16 protein-coding genes and 1 tRNA gene are annotated in these 19,048 nt (G+C 57.7%); 11 read left to right on the forward strand and 6 right to left on the reverse strand.

Going from position 1 to position 19,048, the window contains the following annotated elements; genetic code table 11:
* Positions 1-248: 248 nt before the first annotated feature.
* Positions 249-3,869: a vitamin B12-dependent ribonucleotide reductase gene (locus GOW16_RS09110; RefSeq protein ID WP_170413565.1), complete on the reverse strand. Its 3,621-nt coding sequence runs from the start codon at positions 3,867-3,869 to the stop codon at positions 249-251.
* Between the two features lie 533 nt (positions 3,870-4,402).
* Between GOW16_RS09110 and GOW16_RS09115 the strand changes: the two genes are divergently transcribed.
* Positions 4,403-4,837, forward strand: coding sequence for a hypothetical protein (locus GOW16_RS09115; protein ID WP_170413570.1), 435 nt, complete (start codon positions 4,403-4,405; stop codon positions 4,835-4,837).
* Positions 4,838-4,847: 10 nt separating this feature from the next.
* Here GOW16_RS09115 and GOW16_RS09120 read toward each other — a convergent pair.
* The 4 genes from GOW16_RS09120 to pdxH all read right to left on the reverse strand — a co-directional run bounded on the left by GOW16_RS09120 (position 4,848) and on the right by pdxH (position 6,697).
* A tRNA-Pro gene (locus GOW16_RS09120) sits at positions 4,848-4,924 on the reverse strand.
* 43 nt (positions 4,925-4,967) lie between these two features.
* A complete protein-coding gene (locus GOW16_RS09125) occupies positions 4,968-5,435 on the reverse strand; it encodes a DUF192 domain-containing protein (protein ID WP_170413573.1) in 468 nt (155 codons plus the stop codon).
* A 7-nt stretch (positions 5,436-5,442) separates the two neighbouring features.
* The gene (locus GOW16_RS09130; protein ID WP_174822401.1) at positions 5,443-5,949 is read right to left on the reverse strand and encodes a cold-shock protein; all 507 of its coding nucleotides are present in this window, start codon (positions 5,947-5,949) and stop codon (positions 5,443-5,445) included.
* Between the two features lie 142 nt (positions 5,950-6,091).
* Positions 6,092-6,697: a pyridoxamine 5'-phosphate oxidase gene (gene pdxH / locus GOW16_RS09135; RefSeq protein WP_170413578.1), complete on the reverse strand. Its 606-nt coding sequence runs from the start codon at positions 6,695-6,697 to the stop codon at positions 6,092-6,094.
* Between the two features lie 135 nt (positions 6,698-6,832).
* Between pdxH and fabI the strand changes: the two genes are divergently transcribed.
* The 5 genes from fabI to trpE all read left to right on the forward strand — a co-directional run bounded on the left by fabI (position 6,833) and on the right by trpE (position 13,092).
* On the forward strand, positions 6,833-7,639 hold the full coding sequence (fabI, locus tag GOW16_RS09140; RefSeq protein WP_170413581.1) for an enoyl-ACP reductase FabI: 807 nt from the start codon (positions 6,833-6,835) through the stop codon (positions 7,637-7,639).
* Between the two features lie 4 nt (positions 7,640-7,643).
* Entirely contained in the window at positions 7,644-8,153 is a 510-nt protein-coding gene (gene gpt, locus GOW16_RS09145) for a xanthine phosphoribosyltransferase (RefSeq protein ID WP_170413584.1), read from the forward strand.
* 275 nt (positions 8,154-8,428) lie between these two features.
* Positions 8,429-9,643 (forward strand): aminotransferase, encoded by a 1,215-nt coding sequence (locus GOW16_RS09150; RefSeq protein WP_170413589.1) that lies wholly within the window; start codon positions 8,429-8,431, stop codon positions 9,641-9,643.
* 83 nt (positions 9,644-9,726) lie between these two features.
* The gene (locus tag GOW16_RS09155) at positions 9,727-11,568 is read left to right on the forward strand and encodes a peptidyl-prolyl cis-trans isomerase (RefSeq protein ID WP_170413592.1); all 1,842 of its coding nucleotides are present in this window, start codon (positions 9,727-9,729) and stop codon (positions 11,566-11,568) included.
* Between the two features lie 12 nt (positions 11,569-11,580).
* Positions 11,581-13,092 (forward strand): anthranilate synthase component I, encoded by a 1,512-nt coding sequence (gene trpE, locus GOW16_RS09160; protein WP_170413595.1) that lies wholly within the window; start codon positions 11,581-11,583, stop codon positions 13,090-13,092.
* A gap of 45 nt (positions 13,093-13,137) precedes the next feature.
* On the opposite strand, the gene GOW16_RS09165 is transcribed toward trpE, so the two are convergent.
* Complete coding sequence (locus tag GOW16_RS09165) at positions 13,138-14,730, reverse strand: divergent polysaccharide deacetylase family protein (RefSeq protein ID WP_170413598.1); 1,593 nt, start codon at positions 14,728-14,730, stop codon at positions 13,138-13,140.
* Between the two features lie 194 nt (positions 14,731-14,924).
* Between GOW16_RS09165 and GOW16_RS09170 the strand changes: the two genes are divergently transcribed.
* From GOW16_RS09170 to GOW16_RS09190, 5 genes are read left to right on the forward strand one after another with little or no spacing between them, the layout of a single operon-like run.
* A complete protein-coding gene (locus GOW16_RS09170) occupies positions 14,925-15,506 on the forward strand; it encodes an anthranilate synthase component II (protein WP_170413601.1) in 582 nt (193 codons plus the stop codon).
* On the forward strand, positions 15,503-16,522 hold the full coding sequence (gene trpD / locus GOW16_RS09175; RefSeq protein WP_170413604.1) for an anthranilate phosphoribosyltransferase: 1,020 nt from the start codon (positions 15,503-15,505) through the stop codon (positions 16,520-16,522). Before GOW16_RS09170 ends, trpD begins: the two co-directional genes overlap by 4 nt.
* Entirely contained in the window at positions 16,519-17,331 is an 813-nt protein-coding gene (gene trpC / locus GOW16_RS09180) for an indole-3-glycerol phosphate synthase TrpC (protein WP_170413607.1), read from the forward strand. Before trpD ends, trpC begins: the two co-directional genes overlap by 4 nt.
* Positions 17,331-17,804, forward strand: coding sequence for a cyclic pyranopterin monophosphate synthase MoaC (moaC, locus tag GOW16_RS09185; protein ID WP_170413610.1), 474 nt, complete (start codon positions 17,331-17,333; stop codon positions 17,802-17,804). Before trpC ends, moaC begins: the two co-directional genes overlap by 1 nt.
* On the forward strand, positions 17,801-18,973 hold the full coding sequence (locus tag GOW16_RS09190; RefSeq protein WP_170413613.1) for a molybdopterin molybdotransferase MoeA: 1,173 nt from the start codon (positions 17,801-17,803) through the stop codon (positions 18,971-18,973). Before moaC ends, GOW16_RS09190 begins: the two co-directional genes overlap by 4 nt.
* Positions 18,974-19,048 lie beyond the last annotated feature (75 nt).

Raw genomic sequence — 19,048 nt, forward strand, 5'->3', positions numbered from 1 at the left:
GCTTTTGCACTCGTAACTTCCGAATTCCTTCGACGAGACATAGTTTGTCCCTCCTTATCCACAGACTACTTGAGGACAACTCATGTATTTCCTGTGGGTTGGCAGCGCGTCATTGATCGCCAAACTCGAACGTGTTTTCTCCTTTCTATCGGTTTTTGAACCGAGTCGGTTTATCCCTCTCCCGCACTGGTGAAGCGGGGGAAAGCCGGGGCGCGAAACTGGTACTTTCGCGCCCCAACCCTCATTTCTTAGCTACACCCGCTGGTCGCGCCGCAGGTGTTGCATTTCATGCAGGTGCCGTTGCGCACCAGCGTGTAGTTTCCACACTCACTGCAAGGATCTCCTTCGTAACCTTGCATCTTGGCTTTGGTGCGCGCATCCATACCGGTGGCTACGGCAGTTTCCGCAACCGGAGCTTCGAATTGCGCGGCGGGTTCCGCCATACCGTTCACTTCGGGTTGGCCACCGTTGAATACCACCAGGTCCTGCGGCAGACGCTTGCGAAGATATCCGGTCGAGCTGATTTGTTTCAGTACTTCCAAGGACTTGGAGGCCGCGCTTTCGCTGATTTCCGAGACGTTCGACAGACCATCTTCTTCACCGCGGCCAAGATCATCGAAGGTTGCACCTTCGGGCTTCACATGCGCCAGATCGGTGCGGTCCAGATAGGACACGGCCAGTTCGCGGAAGATGTAGTCCAGGATTGACGTCGCGTTCTTGATCGAGTCGTTGCCCTGTACCATCCCCGCCGGTTCGAACTTGGTGAAGGTGAAGGCATCCACGAACTCTTCCAGCGGTACGCCATATTGCAGGCCGACCGAGACCGCGATGGCAAAGTTGTTCATCATCGCCCGGAAGCCAGCGCCTTCCTTGTGCATGTCGATGAAAATCTCGCCCAGCTTGCCATCTTCGAACTCGCCTGTCCGCAGATAGACCTTGTGGCCACCGACGATTGCCTTTTGGGTATAGCCCTTGCGGCGATGCGGCAGTTTTTCACGATGGCTGCGGATCATCTCTTTGACCACAACCTTCTCGATCACCTTCTCGGCCAGAACTACGGCTTTTTCCTGCGCCGATCCGCTTTCCAGCACTTCTGCTGCTTCGTCATCATCTTCGACCAGCGCCGCGGCCAGAGGCTGCGACAGTTTCGAGCCGTCCCGATACAGCGCATTAGCCTTCACACCCAGCGACCAGCTGAGTTCGTAGGCCTTCTGGCAATCCTCGATGGTCGCGTCATTTGGCATGTTGATCGTCTTCGAGATCGCACCCGAGATGAAGCTCTGTGCCGCTGCCATCATGGTGATGTGGCTATCAACCCCAAGGAAACGCTTGCCTTTCTTGCCGCACGGGTTGGCACAATCGAAGATCGCGTAGTGTTCCTCTTTCAGGTGCGGGGCACCTTCCAGCGTCATGGTTCCGCAGACGTGGTCGTTCGCCGCGTCGATATCCGCCTTGGTAAAGCCCAGGTGACGCAGCAGATCGAAGGTCGGGTCGTTCAGCTTAGTGGCCGGGATGCCCAGAACGCCGGTGCAGAAATCCTCACCCAGTGTCCACTGATTAAAGACGAACCGGATATCAAACGCGCTCTCCAGCGCGGCATCCACTTTCGCCAATTCATTCGGACCAAAGCCATGTCCGGTCAGCGAGGTGTGGTTGATCCCCGGCGCGTTGCCGATGGTGCCGTGACCTACGGCATAGCCCACGATCTCTTCGATCTGAGACGAGGAATAACCCAGCTTCTCGAGCGCCGAAGGCACCGAACGGTTGATGATTTTGAAGTAACCGCCACCCGCGAGCTTCTTGAACTTGACCAGAGCGAAGTCCGGCTCGATCCCGGTCGTGTCGCAGTCCATCACCAGACCGATTGTGCCGGTTGGCGCGATCACCGTGGCCTGCGCGTTACGGTAGCCATTCTTTTCGCCAAGGCTCAGCGCCTCATCCCAAGCCGACATCGCCAGATCGACCAGACGTTTGTCCGGGCAGTTGCCATGGTCCAAAGGCACCGGCTTGACCGCCAGTTTCTCATATCCATCGGTCACACCTTGCGAGGCACGGCGGTGGTTGCGGATGACGCGCAGCATGTGGTCGGCGTTGCGCTCATAACCTTTGAACGGACCCAATTCGCCCGCAATCTCGGCCGAGGTCGCATAGGCCACGCCTGTCATGATCGCCGTCAGCGCGCCACAGATCGCACGACCCTCATCCGAGTCATAGCTGTAGCCCATATTCATCAGCAGGCCGCCGATATTGGCATAGCCCAGACCCAACGTGCGGAAGTCATAGGACAGTTGCGCGATTTCCTTGGACGGGAACTGCGCCATGGTCACCGAGATTTCCAGCGTCAGAGTCCACAGGCGCGAGGCGTGCATGTAATCCGCAGCCTGGAACTCGCCATCCTTGAGGAAGGTCAGCAGGTTCATCGACGCCAGGTTACAGGCCGTGTCGTCTAGGAACATGTATTCCGAGCACGGGTTCGAGCCGCGAATCTCACCATCCGTCGGGCATGTGTGCCATTCGTTGACGGTGTCGTGGAACTGAATGCCCGGATCGGCACAAGCCCATGCCGCATGGCCTACCTTTTCCCACAGGTCGCGCGCCTTGACGGTCTTTGAGACCTTGCCATCGGTGCGGTTGATCAGCTCCCAGTCGGCGTCTTTCTCGACAGCGGTCAGGAACGCGTTGGTCACGCGGATTGAGTTGTTCGAGTTCTGGCCCGAGACCGAGCTGTAGGCTTCCGAATCCCAGTCCGTATCGTAGGTCGGGAACTCGATGCTGTCGTGGCCCTGCTTGGCATAATCCAGAACACGCTTGATGTAAGTTTCTGGGATTGCGACCTTTTTGGCTTCACGAACCGCTTTCTTCAGGCTGTCATTCTTGTTGGGATCATACGCATCGTCCTGCGCGCCGTCCCAGCTGCGGATGGCCTCGAAAATGCCGTTCAGCATCTTCTCGTGCATCTTCGATCCGGCAACGATCGAGGCCACCTTCTGCTCTTCGATCACCTTCCACTCGATGAATTTCTCGATGTCAGGGTGATCTGCATCGACGATTACCATCTTTGCTGCCCGACGGGTTGTTCCGCCTGATTTGATCGCGCCAGCGGCGCGGTCGCCGATCTTGAGAAAGCCCATGAGGCCCGAGGACTTGCCGCCACCCGACAGCGCCTCGCCTTCTGCGCGCAGGTGGCTGAAGTTGGTCCCGGTGCCCGAGCCGTATTTGAATAAGCGCGCCTCGCGCACCCACAAGTCCATGATGCCGCCTTCGTTCACCAGATCATCATCGACGGACTGGATGAAGCACGCATGCGGCTGCGGATGCTCGTAAGCGGATTTCGATTTGGTCAGCTTGCCGGTTTTGTAGTCGACATAGTGGTGACCCTGCGCCGGGCCATCGATTCCATAAGCCCAGTGCAGACCAGTGTTGAACCACTGCGGGCTGTTCGGCGCGGCGCGCTGCGTCGCCAGCATATAACGCATCTCGTCAAAGTAGGCGCGCGCGTCTTCCTCGGTCGAGAAATAGCCGCCCTTCCAGCCCCAATAGGCCCATGCGCCTGCCAGACGGTCGAACACTTGCTTCGAGGACGTCTCGCCATCGAATTCAGCACCGTCAGCGGGAACCGAGCGCCACAGGAACTCAGGAACGTCTTTCTCTTTTACTTTCTTCAGCTTGGATGGCACGCCTGCTTTGCGGAAATACTTCTGCGCGATGACGTCGCTTGCCACTTGGCTCCAGCTTGAGGGGACTTCGATATTGTCCAGGCGGAAAACGATGGTGCCATCCGGATTTCTTATCTCAGACGTCGCTGAGACAAAGTCCAGTTCCGCATAAGCATCTTGCCCCGGTTTCGTAAATTTCCTGTCAATCTTCATGTCCGCCGCCCTAGATTCAATCAACTTGTCCTTCGGCGTCAGGTCCTCAGACGTGGACCGATCGCCATGCCGAATAATATTGGGCGCAATAGACCAGCCGCTGCATTCGGCAGCGCAAAACCGATCAAACGGTTGCACGTTAGTATGATGTGCTTTCCGACCCTCGCCCTGTGCCCTATTCTAGTTTTTCTACCAGATTTAGTGGCAACCCTTCCGGCCCATACAACTTGACGTATCTGACCATAGATCGTCAACGCCATTTTTAAGTCATTTTTGATATCTTTTGTGTTGACCCGTTGTTGCGAACTGGTCGGCGAAAGCGCTGTTCTGATTCCTCCACAGGTTCATCCACCGCGGTTAACCATCTTTTCCCAAAAGCAGCAGAGAAATTAACTGTGTTTCCCGGCATAGTTATCGGAATTTGATAATCTAAGGTTAAGGTGCTTAGGCTGGATAAGAATCACGATGCGGTCATTTTGGTCTGAGAGGTCGGCTAAAGCACTGAACGCAATCAATCAAAGGGAACAGGGCTGATGTCGTTGTTACGTATACTTCCGGTTCTGGCCCTGATCGTGGCCTGCACACCACAAGATGTGCCCGCGCCCGCACGCAGCGCTCAATTCGACAATTTCCCCAAAAGGCTGTTCGACACGTTCGAGATCAGCTGTGACGGCCCCGGAGAACGCTTTGAAAACACAGGGAATCGGGTTTTCGAATGTAGTGAATTTCTACCTCCGGACATGACTGCATTCCTGATTCTCAACTATGACGGATACCCACAGGATCTGCCCAAAAGCGTGATGCGACTGACGACGACAAAGAATAATTCCGGCTACCGAGTCGACGCCGAGTTGTACTTCAAAGTCCCACGCAGAACGGGACCCGCAGTTAAAGTCCCGGTGGAAAGTGAAACACTAGATAAGGCGCTTGGCGAACTTTACCAAGCGTTGGGTGGCTCACCAGCGTAAGTGAAAGAAGTGGTCGGGGCGGCAGGATTCGAACCTACGACCCCCTGTACCCAAAACAGGTGCGCTACCAGACTGCGCCACGCCCCGGACCGTGCGCCTTCCTAACGATGCCGATCTGATTTGAAAAGCCCTAACAGGACCAAATTGCAGGCCCATTCGAAAAAACTTTGTGCCGCATGATGGTTCCGGGCTTAATCGAGTAGCGCGCGGCCAGTCCCGCATTGATTTCGAGAACCGCAAAGACGGAATCGCCACCCTCAATGGGTGTCAGATCACCGGGAATCGCACCTTGATGGACGTGCGTCACTGTCCCCGCCCGATCCAGGAAAATGATATCCAGGGGAATCAGCGTGTTCTTCATCCAGAACGCTACGGGCTGTGGCGGGTCAAAAACGAACAGCATGCCCGAACGGTTTGGCAGCGACTCGCGAAACATCAATCCACGCGACCGCTCCTGCGGAGTAATGGCCAATTCGATATTGAAACGAATCTGCGCCGAGTCGTTTTTGACGTCGATCTGATCAGGTTTGCACGCGGCCCAGGCCATCCCGGACCAAAGCAAGAAAACCGCCAGAAGACCCGGGAAAAATTTAGGCATGAATCACTCAGTCGTCCAGAGCAGCTTCCCAGGCCAGAACCTGTGCTGCCATACGTCCACGCTTGCCACTGATGACCCGCATCGCAAGGGCTTCGCCCGGCTGCAGATCCGACAATCCAGAGCGGCGCAGAACCTCGATGTGCAGGAACACATCCTCGCCACGGCCAAAAACATTAGCGAACCCAAAGCCTTTGCCCTTGTCGAACCATTTGACCCGCGCAGCTTCTAACGGCGCAGCGGCGATCTCAACGGGATCCAGCTCGGCAAAATCAGCCAGCATCATGGTGTCCGTCCGCGCCGGCGGGTCGACACTGATAACTTCGACCGCCTGAACGCCACGATCCGTGCGATGAGTCATTATCTCAATGCCTGCGCCGTCCGCGACCGAGCTTTGGCCGAAGTTACGCAACACATTGACGTGCAACAAGATATCCGGACCGCCCTCATCAGACACAACAAATCCGTAGCCCTTTGCAGGGTCGAACCATTTCACGTGTCCACGGACGCGGTACATGTTGTTCAGATCTTCTGGCACGGCGTTCCCATCGCGAAAATTATCATTTCGTTAAGGGTCCGATGTGTATGGGAATGGCCCGCAAATTCAAGCTGAAAAATTCCTTTGCTTTCAGTCGCTTGCATTTCACGATACGCGAACGTCATGGATTTAACCTCTGTATCTGCCAGTCGGAACCCACTTGATCCCGCTGCCACCGGAACCTGTCGTGCAACCGAAAGGCCCCATCGGCCCAGAATTCAATCTCGGTTGGCACCAGCCTATACCCACCCCAAAATGGTGGGCGCGGCGGATTTGGGCCAAGTTTGGCGGTCACTTTCGCCACCTCGGCCATCAGAGCTGAGCGGCTGCTAAGGGGTTGCGATTGCTTTGACGCCCAAGCCCCCAAACGGCTTTTCAGCGACCGGGACGCATAATATTCATCCGCTTGCGGCCCGCTTTCTTTGGTAATTGTACCACGAACTCGGATTTGGCGCCGCAGAGATTTCCAATGCATCACAAAAGCGGCTTTCCCGGCATTGTCCAGCTCGGCCGCTTTGACACTTTCATAGTTAGTATAGAAGACAAACGCTGCTGGTTCGATTTCCTTCAGCAGCACCATACGTACATTTGGCATACCGTCCGAATCTACGGTTGCCAATGCAATCGCGTTCGGATCGTTCGGTTCATTCTCTGTGGCCTCAGCCAGCCACCGCTCCGCTATGACAAACGGATCGGTGCCGGCAAATATGCCGTCACGTTCGCTCATTCCCATCCCCTGGAAACTATTAAAGTCCACCCTAGGGCGAGAACCCGCCACGGGCAAGAGCGCGCGGCCTTGATGCAGCGCACCCAATGGCATAAACCATCCCAACATGACGCGAAGACAGGCGGAGAACCGAACATGTCAAATCAGTTGATGGCCGGCAAACGCGGCCTCATCATGGGACTGGCCAATGATAAATCAATCGCATGGGGAATAGCCCGCGCCTTGTCCGAATCCGGAGCAGAGCTGGCTTTTTCTTATCAGGGCGACGCACTTAAGAAACGCGTCGATCCGCTGGCAGCGCAGCTTGGCAGCGAGATCGTCCTGCCCTGTGACGTCAGCGACGAGGAATCGATTGATGCGCTTTTTACCGCGCTGGAAGAAAAATGGGGCAAGCTGGACTTTGTTGTTCATGCGATCGGTTTCTCGGACAAGAATGAACTTCGGGGCCGTTACGTCGACACGTCGCGCGCGAACTTCAAGCTGACTATGGATGTGTCGGTTTATTCTTTCACAGCCGTGATGCAGCGTGCGGAAAAGATGATGGGAGAAGGCGGCAGCGCGATCACCCTGACCTATTATGGCGCCGAACAGGTGATGCCGCACTATAATGTAATGGGCGTCGCCAAAGCCGCGCTGGAAGCATCGGTCAAATACCTGGCCGAGGATCTGGGAAAGGACGGTATTCGCGTCAATTCGATTTCGGCTGGTCCGATCAAGACATTGGCCGCCAGCGGCATCGGCGACTTCCGCTATATCATGAAGTGGAACGAGTATAACTCGCCCCTGCGCCGCAACGTGACCATCGACGATGTCGGTAAATCGGCGCTGTACTTGCTGTCCGACCTCAGCAGCGGTGTAACAGGTGAAAACCTACACGTGGATTCGGGCTATCACATTGTCGGCATGAAGGCCGTCGACGCACCGGATGTCGAAAAGGGGTAACTACATGAGCGCCAAGGACCGTCTGCCCCACGAAAAAGGGTTTCACATCAGCTGGGATCAGATCCATCGTGATTCCCGTGCTTTGGCTTGGCGTCTTGACGGGCAAGGCCCGGATGACGGCGCATGGCGCGCGGTTGTGGCCATCACGCGCGGCGGCATGGCCCCCGCGATGATCGTCAGCCGCGAGCTGGACATTCGAACCGTCGATACGATCAGCGTCCGCTCGTACCATCATCAGGATCAGGGCGAGGCCGAGGTTCTCAAATCCCCGGACGCGGAACTGATGGGCGATGGCACAGGCGTTCTGATCATTGATGACCTTGTCGACAGCGGCAAAACGCTGGAGCTGGTGCGCGCGATGTACCCCAATGCGCATTTCGCGACGGTTTACGCCAAACCCAAGGGTCGTCCGATGGTGGATACGTTCATCACCGAGGTCAGCCAGGACACCTGGATCTTTTTCCCGTGGGACATGGCCCTGCAGTATGTCGAGCCCTATCGCGGCACGGACTGAGGGCAATATTGCCCTCAATCTCTACACATATATTATCGTTTGCTGTCGGGAGTTCTCTTCACTCGCTCCCAAGTCGCACCCGGTTTTGTCGTTGGCGGAAGCGGCTTATTGTCTGGCACTGTCGAATAGTTATCAGATTTTCCGCCACGCGGCCCTACCTGTCGGTAGATACCACCATCTTTGCCCGTACTGGTTCCTGGCTTCTTGCCCAATAAAATCACCCCCTTTCTTTTGGACAACCCCGAAGTATCACTCTGAAACTCGGAGAACAAGATATGAACAAACGTAAAGGAAGTTCTTTTTTCTCAGATGGTTGCCAAGCCTCCCGAACCGCGGCCACCTTCGCCCCTCCGGTTATGGAAGCGCGGCGATGGTTGGAAGGGGTTGAGTTTCCTGCTGACCGCCCCCTGATCAATGTCAGTCAGGCGGCCCCTGTCGATCCGCCGCCGCTGGCGCTGCGCGAGGCGATTGCCGATTTTGCGGTGACCGAAGACAGCGCCCATCTCTATGGCCCAGTGCTGGGCAATCCCGACCTACGATCCGAACTCGCTCGCCAGATCAGCGCGCACTATGGCGCACAGGTGTCCAGCGCGCAGGTGGCGATCACCTCGGGCTGCAACCAGGCATTTGCCGCCGCCGTCACAGCGATCACCAGTCAGGATGACGAGGTGATTGTGCCGACGCCCTGGTATTTTAATCACAAGATGTGGCTGGACATGACAGGTGTCCGAACCGTGGATCTGCAGACCGATGACACTCTGTTGCCCGATCCGGATGCGGCCCGTGCTCTGATCAACGACAAAACCCGCGCCATCGTTCTGGTTACTCCGAACAACCCCGGCGGAGTGGAGTACCCTGCCCCGCTGCTCCGCGCTTTCTTTGACCTTGCGCAAGAGAGCGGCGTCAAGTTGATCGTGGATGAAACCTATCGGGATTTCGACAGCCGCAGCGGTCCACCGCATGACCTGTTTCGTCAGCCCAACTGGGACGAAACTCTGATCCACCTGTATTCCTTTTCCAAGGCATACCGGCTGACAGGCCACCGCGTTGGCGCAATTGCGACCAACCCGGCTCTTCTGTCCGAAATCGAAAAGTTTCTGGACACGGTCGCCATCTGCCCCGGTCAGATTGGTCAACGCGCGGCGCTCTGGGGTATGCAAAACCTGTCACAATGGCTCGCTGGGGAGCGGGATGAAATCCTCGACCGCCGCGCAGCGATAACCGAGCTTTTGCCACGTCTGACCGAGAAGGGCTGGCGGCTGTTGGGTCTGGGCGCTTATTTCGCCTATTTCGAACATCCGTTCGATATCCCATCGGACGAGTTGGCTCAGCGTTTGGTTCCTGAGGCGGGCATTCTGCTTCTGCCCGGCACCATGTTCATGCCCGAAAATGATCCGGCCGGAAAACGCCAGGTTCGCATCGCATTTGCCAATCTGGATCGCGCCGGATTGGAGCAATTGTTCGAACGTCTGGCCGCTCTGTCCTTCTGAGCTTGCCCCCCGACGGTGCGCGTCGTATTCAGGGCCGCAACCGACAGGGCAGTTACCTGCCGAAAAAGCACGAAGAGGGCACTATGGCCGCAGGCATGAAAAACCTATCGAAGACCTTTGTCTGGATTCTCATGGGCCTTTTGATGCTCGGCCTTGCAGGGTTTGGCGCGACCAGCCTGACCGGAACCGTGCGCTCGGTCGCGCAGGTCGGGAACGAGGATATCTCGGTCGAAGACTATGTCCGCGAGCTTCAGCGCGAAATCCGCGCGGTGGAACAGCAGACCGGTCAGCCGCTGCAGATGTCGCAAGCGATGGAATTCGGTCTGGATCGGCTGGCATTGTCGCGCTTGACGGCTTTGGCAGCGCTGGACAACGAGGTAGGCTTACTCGGCATCTCGATCGGCGATGAGAATCTGCAGGAAGAAATCGTAGCGATCCCTGCATTTCAGGGCGTCAACGGCACATTCGACCGTGAGGCGTACCAGTTCCAGCTGGAACAGGTTGGCATGTCCGACACCGAGTTCGAATCGGACCTGCGCAAGGAAACCTCCCGCACCATCGTGCAAAACGCCGTTGTCAGCGGTGTGAAGATGCCTGAATCCCTGACGCAAGTCTTGACCGATTACGTTGGTGCCCGCAGAAGCTTTACTGTTGCAACCCTGGCACCGGATGCCCTGCCCGCGCCCGTCCCGGCTCCGACCGATGAGCAAGTGCAAACGTTTTACGATGAGAACACCGAGCTGTTCACATTGCCGCGGACCAAAAAGCTGACCTATGCGATCCTGTCGCCCGAAATGCTTCTGGACGACGTGGAAGTCGACGAGGATATGGTAAAGCGCCTTTATGAACAGCGCGCAGCGGAATTCCAACAGCCCGAGCGTCGTCTGGTTGAACGCCTGACATTCCCGAATGAAGAGGAAGCCCAAAACGCGATGGCCCAGCTTGAGGTCGGCGGTAAAACGTTCGAGCAACTGGTTCGGGATCGTCAGCTGGAGCTCAGCGATATCGACCTTGGCGACGTAACCCGTGAGGATCTTGGCGAGGCAGCCGACGGTGTTTTTGCGGCCGACTTGGACGCCGTTGTCGGCCCGCTGCCTTCAACCTTTGGACCGGCGCTGTTCCGGATAAATGGCTCGCTTGCCGAAAACAACACGCCGTTGGAGGACGCGGCCCCTGCCCTGCGCGAGGAACTGGCGGCCGACCGCGCCCGCCGTCAGATTGAGGCACAGGCCGAGGACATCAACGACCTGCTGGCCGGTGGAGCGACCCTGGAAGAGCTGACATCCGAAACGGAAATGGAATTGGGCCAGATCGACTGGACCGCCCAAACCGGAGAAGGCGTCGCCGCCTATGAAGGGTTCCGCAGTGCCGCCGAAGCCGTGCAGGATGGCGACTTTCCCGAAGTCGCGTTTCTTGAGGATGGTTCGATCTTTGCCCTGCGTCTGAATGAGGTTCTCGAACCGCGACCAGAGCCGCTGGAGTCTGCTCGTGATCGTGTCGTTGCCGCTTGGACGCAGACTGAAACCAACAAAGCTCTGGAAGAACAGGCAAATACTGTTCTGGAACAGGTTCAGGCCGATGGTGACTTCACCGCCACCGGATTGCCATTCCGCGTTGAAAACGCCCTGACCCGAACAGCCTTTCTGGATGATGTGCCCGCAGATTTCATGACTCAGGTCTTTGAAATGGAACAGGGCGACCTGCGCGTCATACCCGGTGCCGGAACCGCGTTTATCGTGCGTCTGGATGAGCTGCTGCCACCCGACGAAACAGATGAGCTGCGTCAGGTACAACAAGCCCTTGCTGCGCAGATGGATCAGGCTTTGGCCCAGAACATCTTTGACGCTTTTGTCCGGGATGCACAGCTCCGCGCGCGCCCCGTCGTAGATCAGCAAGCTTTGAACGCCGTTCAGGCCAGCTATTAAAAGAGACTGGATATGGCGCTGACCCCCGAATTCGACAGCTTCGCCCGCGCCTATGAGGCAGGCGAGAATCAAGTTGTCTATACCCGCCTGGCCGCCGATCTGGACACGCCGGTGTCCTTGATGCTCAAGCTGACAGGCGCGCAGAAAGACGCGTTTATGCTGGAGTCGGTCACTGGCGGCGAGGTCCGCGGCCGGTATTCGATTATCGGGATGAAGCCGGACCTGATCTGGCGCTGCCGTGGCGAGGCGTCCGAGCTGAACCGCTCTGCCCGGTTCGACCCTGACGCATTTTCGCCCCAAACCGGCAACCCGATGGATAACCTGCGGGCTCTGTTGGCGGAAAGCAAAATAGATCTGCCCGACGACCTGCCCCAAGCAGCGGCTGGTCTGTTCGGGTATCTTGGCTATGACATGGTGCGGCTGGTGGAATACCTGCCCGACGTGAACCCTGATCCGCTCGGCCTGCCTGATGCCATCATGCTCCGTCCATCCGTCATAGCGGTACTAGACGGTGTGAAAGGCGAAGTCACGGTTGTATCGCCTGCCTGGGTCAGCGAGGGGCAATCCGCCAAGGCAGCTTATGCGCAGGCCGCAGAGCGTGTCATGGATGCGGTGCGCGATCTTGAACGGGCCATGCCCGCCGAAACGCGCGATCTCGGAGATGCGTCCGAAGTAGCCGCACCGGTGTCGAATTTCACCAAATCCGGCTACATGGAAGCCGTTGAGAAAGCCAAGGAATACATCCGTGCGGGCGACATCTTTCAGGTCGTCCCGGCGCAGCGCTGGACGCAGGATTTTCCACAGCCTCCCTTCGCGCTGTATCGCTCACTTCGGCGCACGAACCCGTCGCCCTTCATGTTCTATTTCAACTTCGGCGGCTTTCAGGTCGTGGGTGCAAGCCCAGAGATTCTGGTACGCGTCTTCGGAGATGAGGTTACGATCCGCCCCATCGCAGGCACTCGCCCGCGCGGTGCGACACCCGAGGAAGACAAGGCCAACGAGGTTGATCTGCTGGCTGACAAGAAAGAGCTGGCTGAACATCTGATGCTGCTGGATTTGGGCCGAAACGACACCGGACGCGTAGCAAAGATCGGCACCGTGCGACCGACCGAAGAGTTCATCATCGAGCGCTATAGCCACGTGATGCATATCGTATCCAACGTTGTCGGCGAATTGGCCGAAGACAAGGACGCATTGGACGCCTTCTTTGCCGGGATGCCCGCAGGCACCGTGTCGGGCGCGCCGAAAGTGCGCGCGATGGAAATCATCGATGAGCTTGAGCCTGAAAAGCGCGGTGTTTATGGCGGCGGTGTTGGCTATTTCAGCGCGGGCGGCGACATGGATATGTGCATCGCCCTGCGAACGGCCATCGTCAAAGACCAAAAGCTCTACATTCAGGCGGGCGGAGGCGTGGTCTATGACAGTGACCCCGAAGCCGAGTTTATGGAAACGGTCCACAAATCGAATGCCATACGACGTGCCGCTGCGGACGCGGCTCGGTTTACCGGCTCGGGCAATTCCTAATGCATAGCGGCTGACCTACCCGGTCAGCCGTTTTTGGTTGAGGTATTATTGAGCTTCTTGTGTCATGACCGCCGAAATCGGGGCCATGGCGACACGGCCACCGCGATCTTCCAGTCCCCAAAGCAACAGGGCCGAAATCGTATCGGGGCGCAGACGTCCCAACATGACGACAGTTCCTTGCTGACCGGCACGAAACGCAGCCTGATCCAAAAAGCGTCGCATGATCGCGGGGTCCTGACGGGCACCGTCGATGTCACGAAAGATGACACCCGAGGGGATACCGTTGCGGGCCGCCAGTTTCTGGACAGTATTCAGGCCATTGTCCTGGGTGATAAGCCCGCGTCCTGTATCTCCGGCAATGGCAGCGACCTGATCAGCCAGCTTTCGGTTACCCTGAATGCCGGTATCCACGCCTTCCAAAATACCGACTGTCTCTGGCAAGGTATCCAGCCACACAGCCATCGAAACCTCGGCATCCTGCGCGCTGGCTGCCTCGGGCAGATCAGCAAGCGCCAGAACTTCGAAACCGGCCTTGCGATGGCGCGCCATTTTTTCAACCGCTTCTGGGTCCGACGGGCTGACGGCAAAGCTGAGCGGGTATGGGAAATCCTTCAAGGCTTCGGCCCCAAAAGCCCCTTCATCATCAATCAGAATGATCGACATAAGCGGCTTGGATTCGGGGTTTTCGAATTTGGCGGCATAGGCTTCAATTGGTTTGCCGGGCTGAAGCGTCACGATCTGTTCATCCGCCGCGACCGGTGCATCATCGCGTTCAGTGAGAGGCACGACTCGCTTGCCGACGGTCACACTGGCGGTAACCGGCTCTTCACCACCGATTTGCGGGACTGCCGCAATCCGGGGCAGTTTTTTAAGCTGCGGGTCTTCTTCCCCTTCTACCGCGATCGGGTTGTTCTCAGGCGAACTGACCTCGGGCGCCTGAGGTTCAATAGCGGTGGGTTCCGGCTGCGGCTCTGGTTCCGGTTGAACTGCCGCGACTTCTGGCTCGGGCTGGGGTTCCGGTTCAACCTCCGTGTCGGCGATTTCTGGCGACGGCTCTACGACATCTGGTTGAGCCTCTGTAACTTCGGGCTGCACCTGCTCCACTTCCGGTTCGGGCAGTACTTCCAGAATTTCGGGCGCAGGCTGCGGCTCGACCTCGACGATGGTTTCCTCTTCTTCCACCGGTGCAGGGGGTTCCGGCGCGGTTTCCGAAACGATCGGCTCATTTTCGGTGCCGGGCGATGGTTGCAATTGCGCTGGTGCCTGCGGCACAACCGGTGCCTCGTTTGCAATGGCTATCTCAGTCGCGTCGGGTATTTCAGCTTCTTCAACCTGAGCGTCAATCTCACTGATCGTAGGCTCGGTGTCCGGCAAAACCTCCACTTCTGCCAATCCCGCAAGATTGTCCGTTTGATCCCCGGACGCATCGGATGTAACCGGCGGCGCGGTCACCAGATCGGCATCCGCAACCGTCTCGGCAACCTCAGTACTGACCTCAGGGGCCGCCGCCGGAGCAGGCTCAGGAGCCTCGGCGTTTACAACCGGTTTTCGGGTCAAAGGGGTATTCAGGGATAATACCGCACCGAGCAGCACAACAACGACCGCCCCCGCGATCATCCCGCCTAAAAATCCGCCCATTTTAACTGCCTCTCGCCTTCATCCTGCTTCGATCGCCTCAACGCCGTTTACCGCGCCTTGGCCCGCGATTGCGCCCGGAACAGGATGTCCTCTTGACGCTGACCCGCAAGCCTGAGCATGTATGTCCCGACATTATACCGTGGCCAGGGGCTGTATCGCCAGTCCGAAATGCCCAAGCCGAGACAAGTGCCCAAATGCTGCTGCTGATCGACAACTACGACTCGTTTACCTACAACCTGGTACACTATTTAGGCGAACTTGGTGCCGAAATGGTCATTCGGCGGAATGACGCCTTGGATGTCCAAGAAGCCATGGCGATGAACCCGGCGGGGATCCTTCTCAGCCCCGGTCCGTGCGATCCCGATCAGGCAGGCATTTGTTTGGCGTTGACCGAGGCTGCTGCGGAGACAAAGACCCCATTGATGGGCGTGTGTCTTGGTCACCAGACGATTGGGCAGGTGTTTGGCGGAAAAGTTGTCCGCTGCCACGAAATCGTTCACGGCAAGATGGGCATGATGCACCACACCGGGAAAGGCGTATTCGACGGCCTGCCTACTCCATTTGAGGCGACCCGTTATCACTCGCTGATCGTGGAACGGGACAGTTTGCCGGATAGCCTTGAGATCACGGCAGAACTGGAAGACGGCACGATCATGGGCCTTCAACACAAAGAGCTGCCCATTCACGGCGTCCAGTTCCACCCGGAATCAATCGCGTCTGAGCATGGCCATGCCCTGCTCAAAAATTTCCTGTCCGAGATGAAAGTACCTGCATGAGCGACGCTCTGAAGCCATTGATCGGAGCCGCAGCCGATCGCCCCCTGACTCGCGCCGAGGCCGAACAGGCTTTTGCCATCCTGTTTGACGGCGAAGCAACACCCAGCCAGATTGGCGGGCTGCTGATGGCAATGCGCACGCGCGGAGAAACGGTGGACGAATATGCCGCCGCTGCCGCCGTGATGCGTGCAAAGTGCAATGCAGTCGAAGCACCGGCAGGTGCGATTGATATCGTGGGTACGGGCGGCGACGGCAAAGGCACCCTGAACATTTCGACCGCCACGGCGTTTGTCGTGGCTGGGGCTGGCGTCACCGTTGCAAAACACGGCAATCGAAACTTAAGTTCCAAATCAGGTGCCGCAGACGCGTTGGGGCAGCTTGGCATTAACGTGATGGTCGGACCGCAAACCGTTGAAAAGGCTCTGCAAGAAGTCGGCATTGGTTTTATGATGGCGCCCATGCACCACCCGGCAATTGCCCATGTAATGCCCAGTCGGCAAGAACTTGGGACACGTACGATTTTCAACATCCTCGGCCCGCTGACCAACCCTGCCGGGGTGCGTCGCCAGTTGACCGGCGCATTCAGCCGCGATCTGATCCGCCCGATGGCGGAAACGCTGGGCCTTCTGGGGGCCGAACACGCTTGGCTGGTGCATGGCTCGGACGGCACTGACGAGCTGACGATCACCGGCGTAAGCTGGGTTGCAGCGCTGGAAGATGGCGTTGTGAAAGAGGTTGAGCTGCATCCAGAAGACGCAGGCCTGCCCGTTCACCCGTTCGAGGATATCATCGGCGGAACGCCCGAAGAAAACGCAGTTGCGTTCCGCGCGCTGTTAGACGGTGCGCCGTCGGCGTACCGCGACGCTGTGCTGCTGAACTCTGCCGCAGCTCTTGTGGTTGCAGGTCACGCTGACGACTTGAAAGACGGCGTTGCCAAGGCGCGGGACAGCATCGACAGTGGAAATGCCAAAGAAAAAATCGCGGCCCTGGCCCGAATTACGCAGGAGGCCGCATGACCGAAACGGTTCTGGACAAGATCAAAGCCTACAAACTCGAAGAAGTTGCGGCAGACAAGACACAGAAATCGCTGGAAACGCTGGAAAATGAGGCCCGCAGCGCGCCCGAAGTCCGCGGCTTTGCCGATGCGCTTCGGACCGCTGCACGTCGGGGATACGGACTGATTGCCGAGGTCAAAAAAGCCAGCCCGTCCAAAGGTCTGATCCGCCCCGATTTTGACCCTCCAGCCCTGGCCAAAGCCTATGAAGACGGCGGTGCCGCGTGTTTGTCGGTGCTGACCGACACGCCCAGCTTTCAGGGCGCAAAAGAATACCTGACCGAAGCACGGGCTGCCACGTCTCTGCCGGCGCTACGTAAGGATTTCATGTACGACCCCTATCAGGTCATCGAGGCGCGCGCTTTGGGCGCGGATTGCATCCTGATCATCATGGCGTCGGTAGATGACGCCCAAGCAGCCGAACTGGAACAGACTGCATTCGACTGGGGCATGGATGTCCTGATCGAAGTTCACGATCAAGAAGAGCTGGAACGCGCAGCGCAATTGAAGAGTTCGTTGATTGGCATAAACAACCGCAATCTCAAGACCTTCGAGACATCTCTTGATACCACTCGACACCTGTCCAAACTTGTGCCGGCGGGTCGCACGATCGTCTGCGAAAGTGGTCTGAGCACGCCCGAAGACCTGGCCGACATTGCACGTTACGGCGCACGCAGTTTCCTGATCGGTGAAAGCCTGATGCGTCAGGACGACGTGGCAGCAGCCACCCGCCACCTTCTGGCGAGCCCCCTGATTCCCGGAGTCATGTGATGCCGCTGACCCATTTTGATGCTCAGGGACAAGCCCATATGGTCGATGTCTCGGACAAAGAAGTCACTGACCGTGTCGCCGTGGCGGCTGGACACATCAAGATGGCGCAGGACACCTTTGACCTGATTTCCGAAGGCCGCGCCAAAAAAGGGGATGTTCTGGGTGTGGCGCGCCTTGCGGGCATCATGGGTGCAAAGAAAACACCGGATCTGATCCCCTTGTGTCACCCGCTTCCGGTCACCAAGGTCGCTGTTGAACTGACACTGGATCCCGACTTGCCCGGAGTGTTGGTGGAAGCCACAGTCAAAACCTCGGGCCAGACTGGGGTCGAGATGGAAGCGCTGACAGCCGTATCTACCGCCGCGTTGACGGTTTATGACATGACGAAAGCCGTTGATAAGGCCATGGAAATCGGCGGAATCCGCGTACTGCTGAAAGATGGTGGTAAATCAGGGCGTTACGAGGCGAAATGATCACTGTCGAAGAAGCTCGCGCGCTGCTGTTTGATCTGGTTTCGCCCCTGCCAGCCGAGACAGTCATTTTGTCCGACGCCGCAGGTCGCGTTCTTGCGCAAGATGTCGAGGCGACCCGCGACCAGCCGCCTTTTGAGGCATCCTCGATGGACGGCTACGCTCTGAAATCGACCGAGGTTGAACTGCACGCCATGTTCAAGGTCATTGGCGAATCGGCTGCCGGAAATCGATTCAACGGTCGCGTTGGCCCCGGACACGCGGTGCGCATTTTCACCGGCGCGCCGGTTCCCGAAGGCGCGGATTTCGTTGTCATTCAAGAAGATACCGATCGTCGCGACGACCTGATCACAATCATTGACCTGCCCGGTCCAAAAACGAACATTCGACCCGCGGGCGTCGATTTCCGGGCTGGAACAAAGGTATCGGCGCCGCGCCAGTTGCGAGCAGAGGATGTCGCATTGCTAGCGGCCATGAACGTCGCCACAGTGCCTGTGACGCGAAAACCTGTCGTGGCTCTGGTCTCAACCGGTGACGAGCTTGTCATGCCGGGCGAAACGCCTGGCCCAGATCAGATCATCGCGTCCAATACGTTTGGCCTGAAGGCACTGTTGGAAGGCGCTGGTGCACACGTTCGGATCCTTCCTATCGCACGCGATACGGTCTCATCGCTTGAAACCGCGTTCGGACTGGCCGAAGGCGCTGATCTTGTTGTCACAATCGGGGGGGCTTCGGTCGGGGATTACGATCTTGTCTCGGATGTCTCCGCAGGGCTTGGGATGGACCGGTCCTTCTATAAGATCCGAATGCGCCCTGGCAAACCTCTGATGGCGGGTCGTTTGGGCCAGACTGCGATGGTCGGATTGCCCGGAAACCCTGTCAGTGCAATGGTTTGCGGCTATCTCTTCCTGCTGCCTATGGTTCGGCGCATGCTTGGTGTGGAACAGGTTTTATCCCCGCTGCGAATTGCACGACTTGTTGAACCGCTGGGGGAAAACGGCCCGCGTGAACATTACATGCGGGCCATGTTGGATGAAACCGGCATCCGCGCCTGCGCAGATCAAGACAGTTCGCTGCTTAGTGTTTTGGCACAGGCAAATGCCCTGTTGGTGCGCCCGCCGCATGATCCGGCCCGGCCTGTTGGCGATGAGGTTCACTACCTTCCGATCTAGGCGTCTCTCAAATCCGTTGACACAAAACGTGAACATGCGTAGAACAAAAGAAAACGCATGACCGACGAGGTGTGA

Source organism: Ruegeria atlantica (assembly GCF_013033965.1).
Classification (GTDB): Bacteria; Pseudomonadota; Alphaproteobacteria; order Rhodobacterales; family Rhodobacteraceae; genus Ruegeria; species Ruegeria atlantica_D.

Excerpts from the sequence above, each read along its gene's own strand:
- GOW16_RS09110 (WP_170413565.1), bottom strand. The coding sequence starts at position 3,869 with ATGAAGATTGACAGGAAATTTACGAAACCGGGGCAAGATGCTTATGCG.
- GOW16_RS09115 (WP_170413570.1), top strand. The coding sequence starts at position 4,403 with ATGTCGTTGTTACGTATACTTCCGGTTCTGGCCCTGATCGTGGCCTGC.
- GOW16_RS09125 (WP_170413573.1), bottom strand. The coding sequence starts at position 5,435 with ATGCCTAAATTTTTCCCGGGTCTTCTGGCGGTTTTCTTGCTTTGGTCC.
- GOW16_RS09130 (WP_174822401.1), bottom strand. The coding sequence starts at position 5,949 with ATGTACCGCGTCCGTGGACACGTGAAATGGTTCGACCCTGCAAAGGGC.
- pdxH (WP_170413578.1), bottom strand. The coding sequence starts at position 6,697 with ATGAGCGAACGTGACGGCATATTTGCCGGCACCGATCCGTTTGTCATA.
- fabI (WP_170413581.1), top strand. The coding sequence starts at position 6,833 with ATGTCAAATCAGTTGATGGCCGGCAAACGCGGCCTCATCATGGGACTG.
- gpt (WP_170413584.1), top strand. The coding sequence starts at position 7,644 with ATGAGCGCCAAGGACCGTCTGCCCCACGAAAAAGGGTTTCACATCAGC.
- GOW16_RS09150 (WP_170413589.1), top strand. The coding sequence starts at position 8,429 with ATGAACAAACGTAAAGGAAGTTCTTTTTTCTCAGATGGTTGCCAAGCC.
- GOW16_RS09155 (WP_170413592.1), top strand. The coding sequence starts at position 9,727 with ATGGCCGCAGGCATGAAAAACCTATCGAAGACCTTTGTCTGGATTCTC.
- trpE (WP_170413595.1), top strand. The coding sequence starts at position 11,581 with ATGGCGCTGACCCCCGAATTCGACAGCTTCGCCCGCGCCTATGAGGCA.
- GOW16_RS09165 (WP_170413598.1), bottom strand. The coding sequence starts at position 14,730 with ATGGGCGGATTTTTAGGCGGGATGATCGCGGGGGCGGTCGTTGTTGTG.
- GOW16_RS09170 (WP_170413601.1), top strand. The coding sequence starts at position 14,925 with ATGCTGCTGCTGATCGACAACTACGACTCGTTTACCTACAACCTGGTA.
- trpD (WP_170413604.1), top strand. The coding sequence starts at position 15,503 with ATGAGCGACGCTCTGAAGCCATTGATCGGAGCCGCAGCCGATCGCCCC.
- trpC (WP_170413607.1), top strand. The coding sequence starts at position 16,519 with ATGACCGAAACGGTTCTGGACAAGATCAAAGCCTACAAACTCGAAGAA.
- moaC (WP_170413610.1), top strand. The coding sequence starts at position 17,331 with ATGCCGCTGACCCATTTTGATGCTCAGGGACAAGCCCATATGGTCGAT.
- GOW16_RS09190 (WP_170413613.1), top strand. The coding sequence starts at position 17,801 with ATGATCACTGTCGAAGAAGCTCGCGCGCTGCTGTTTGATCTGGTTTCG.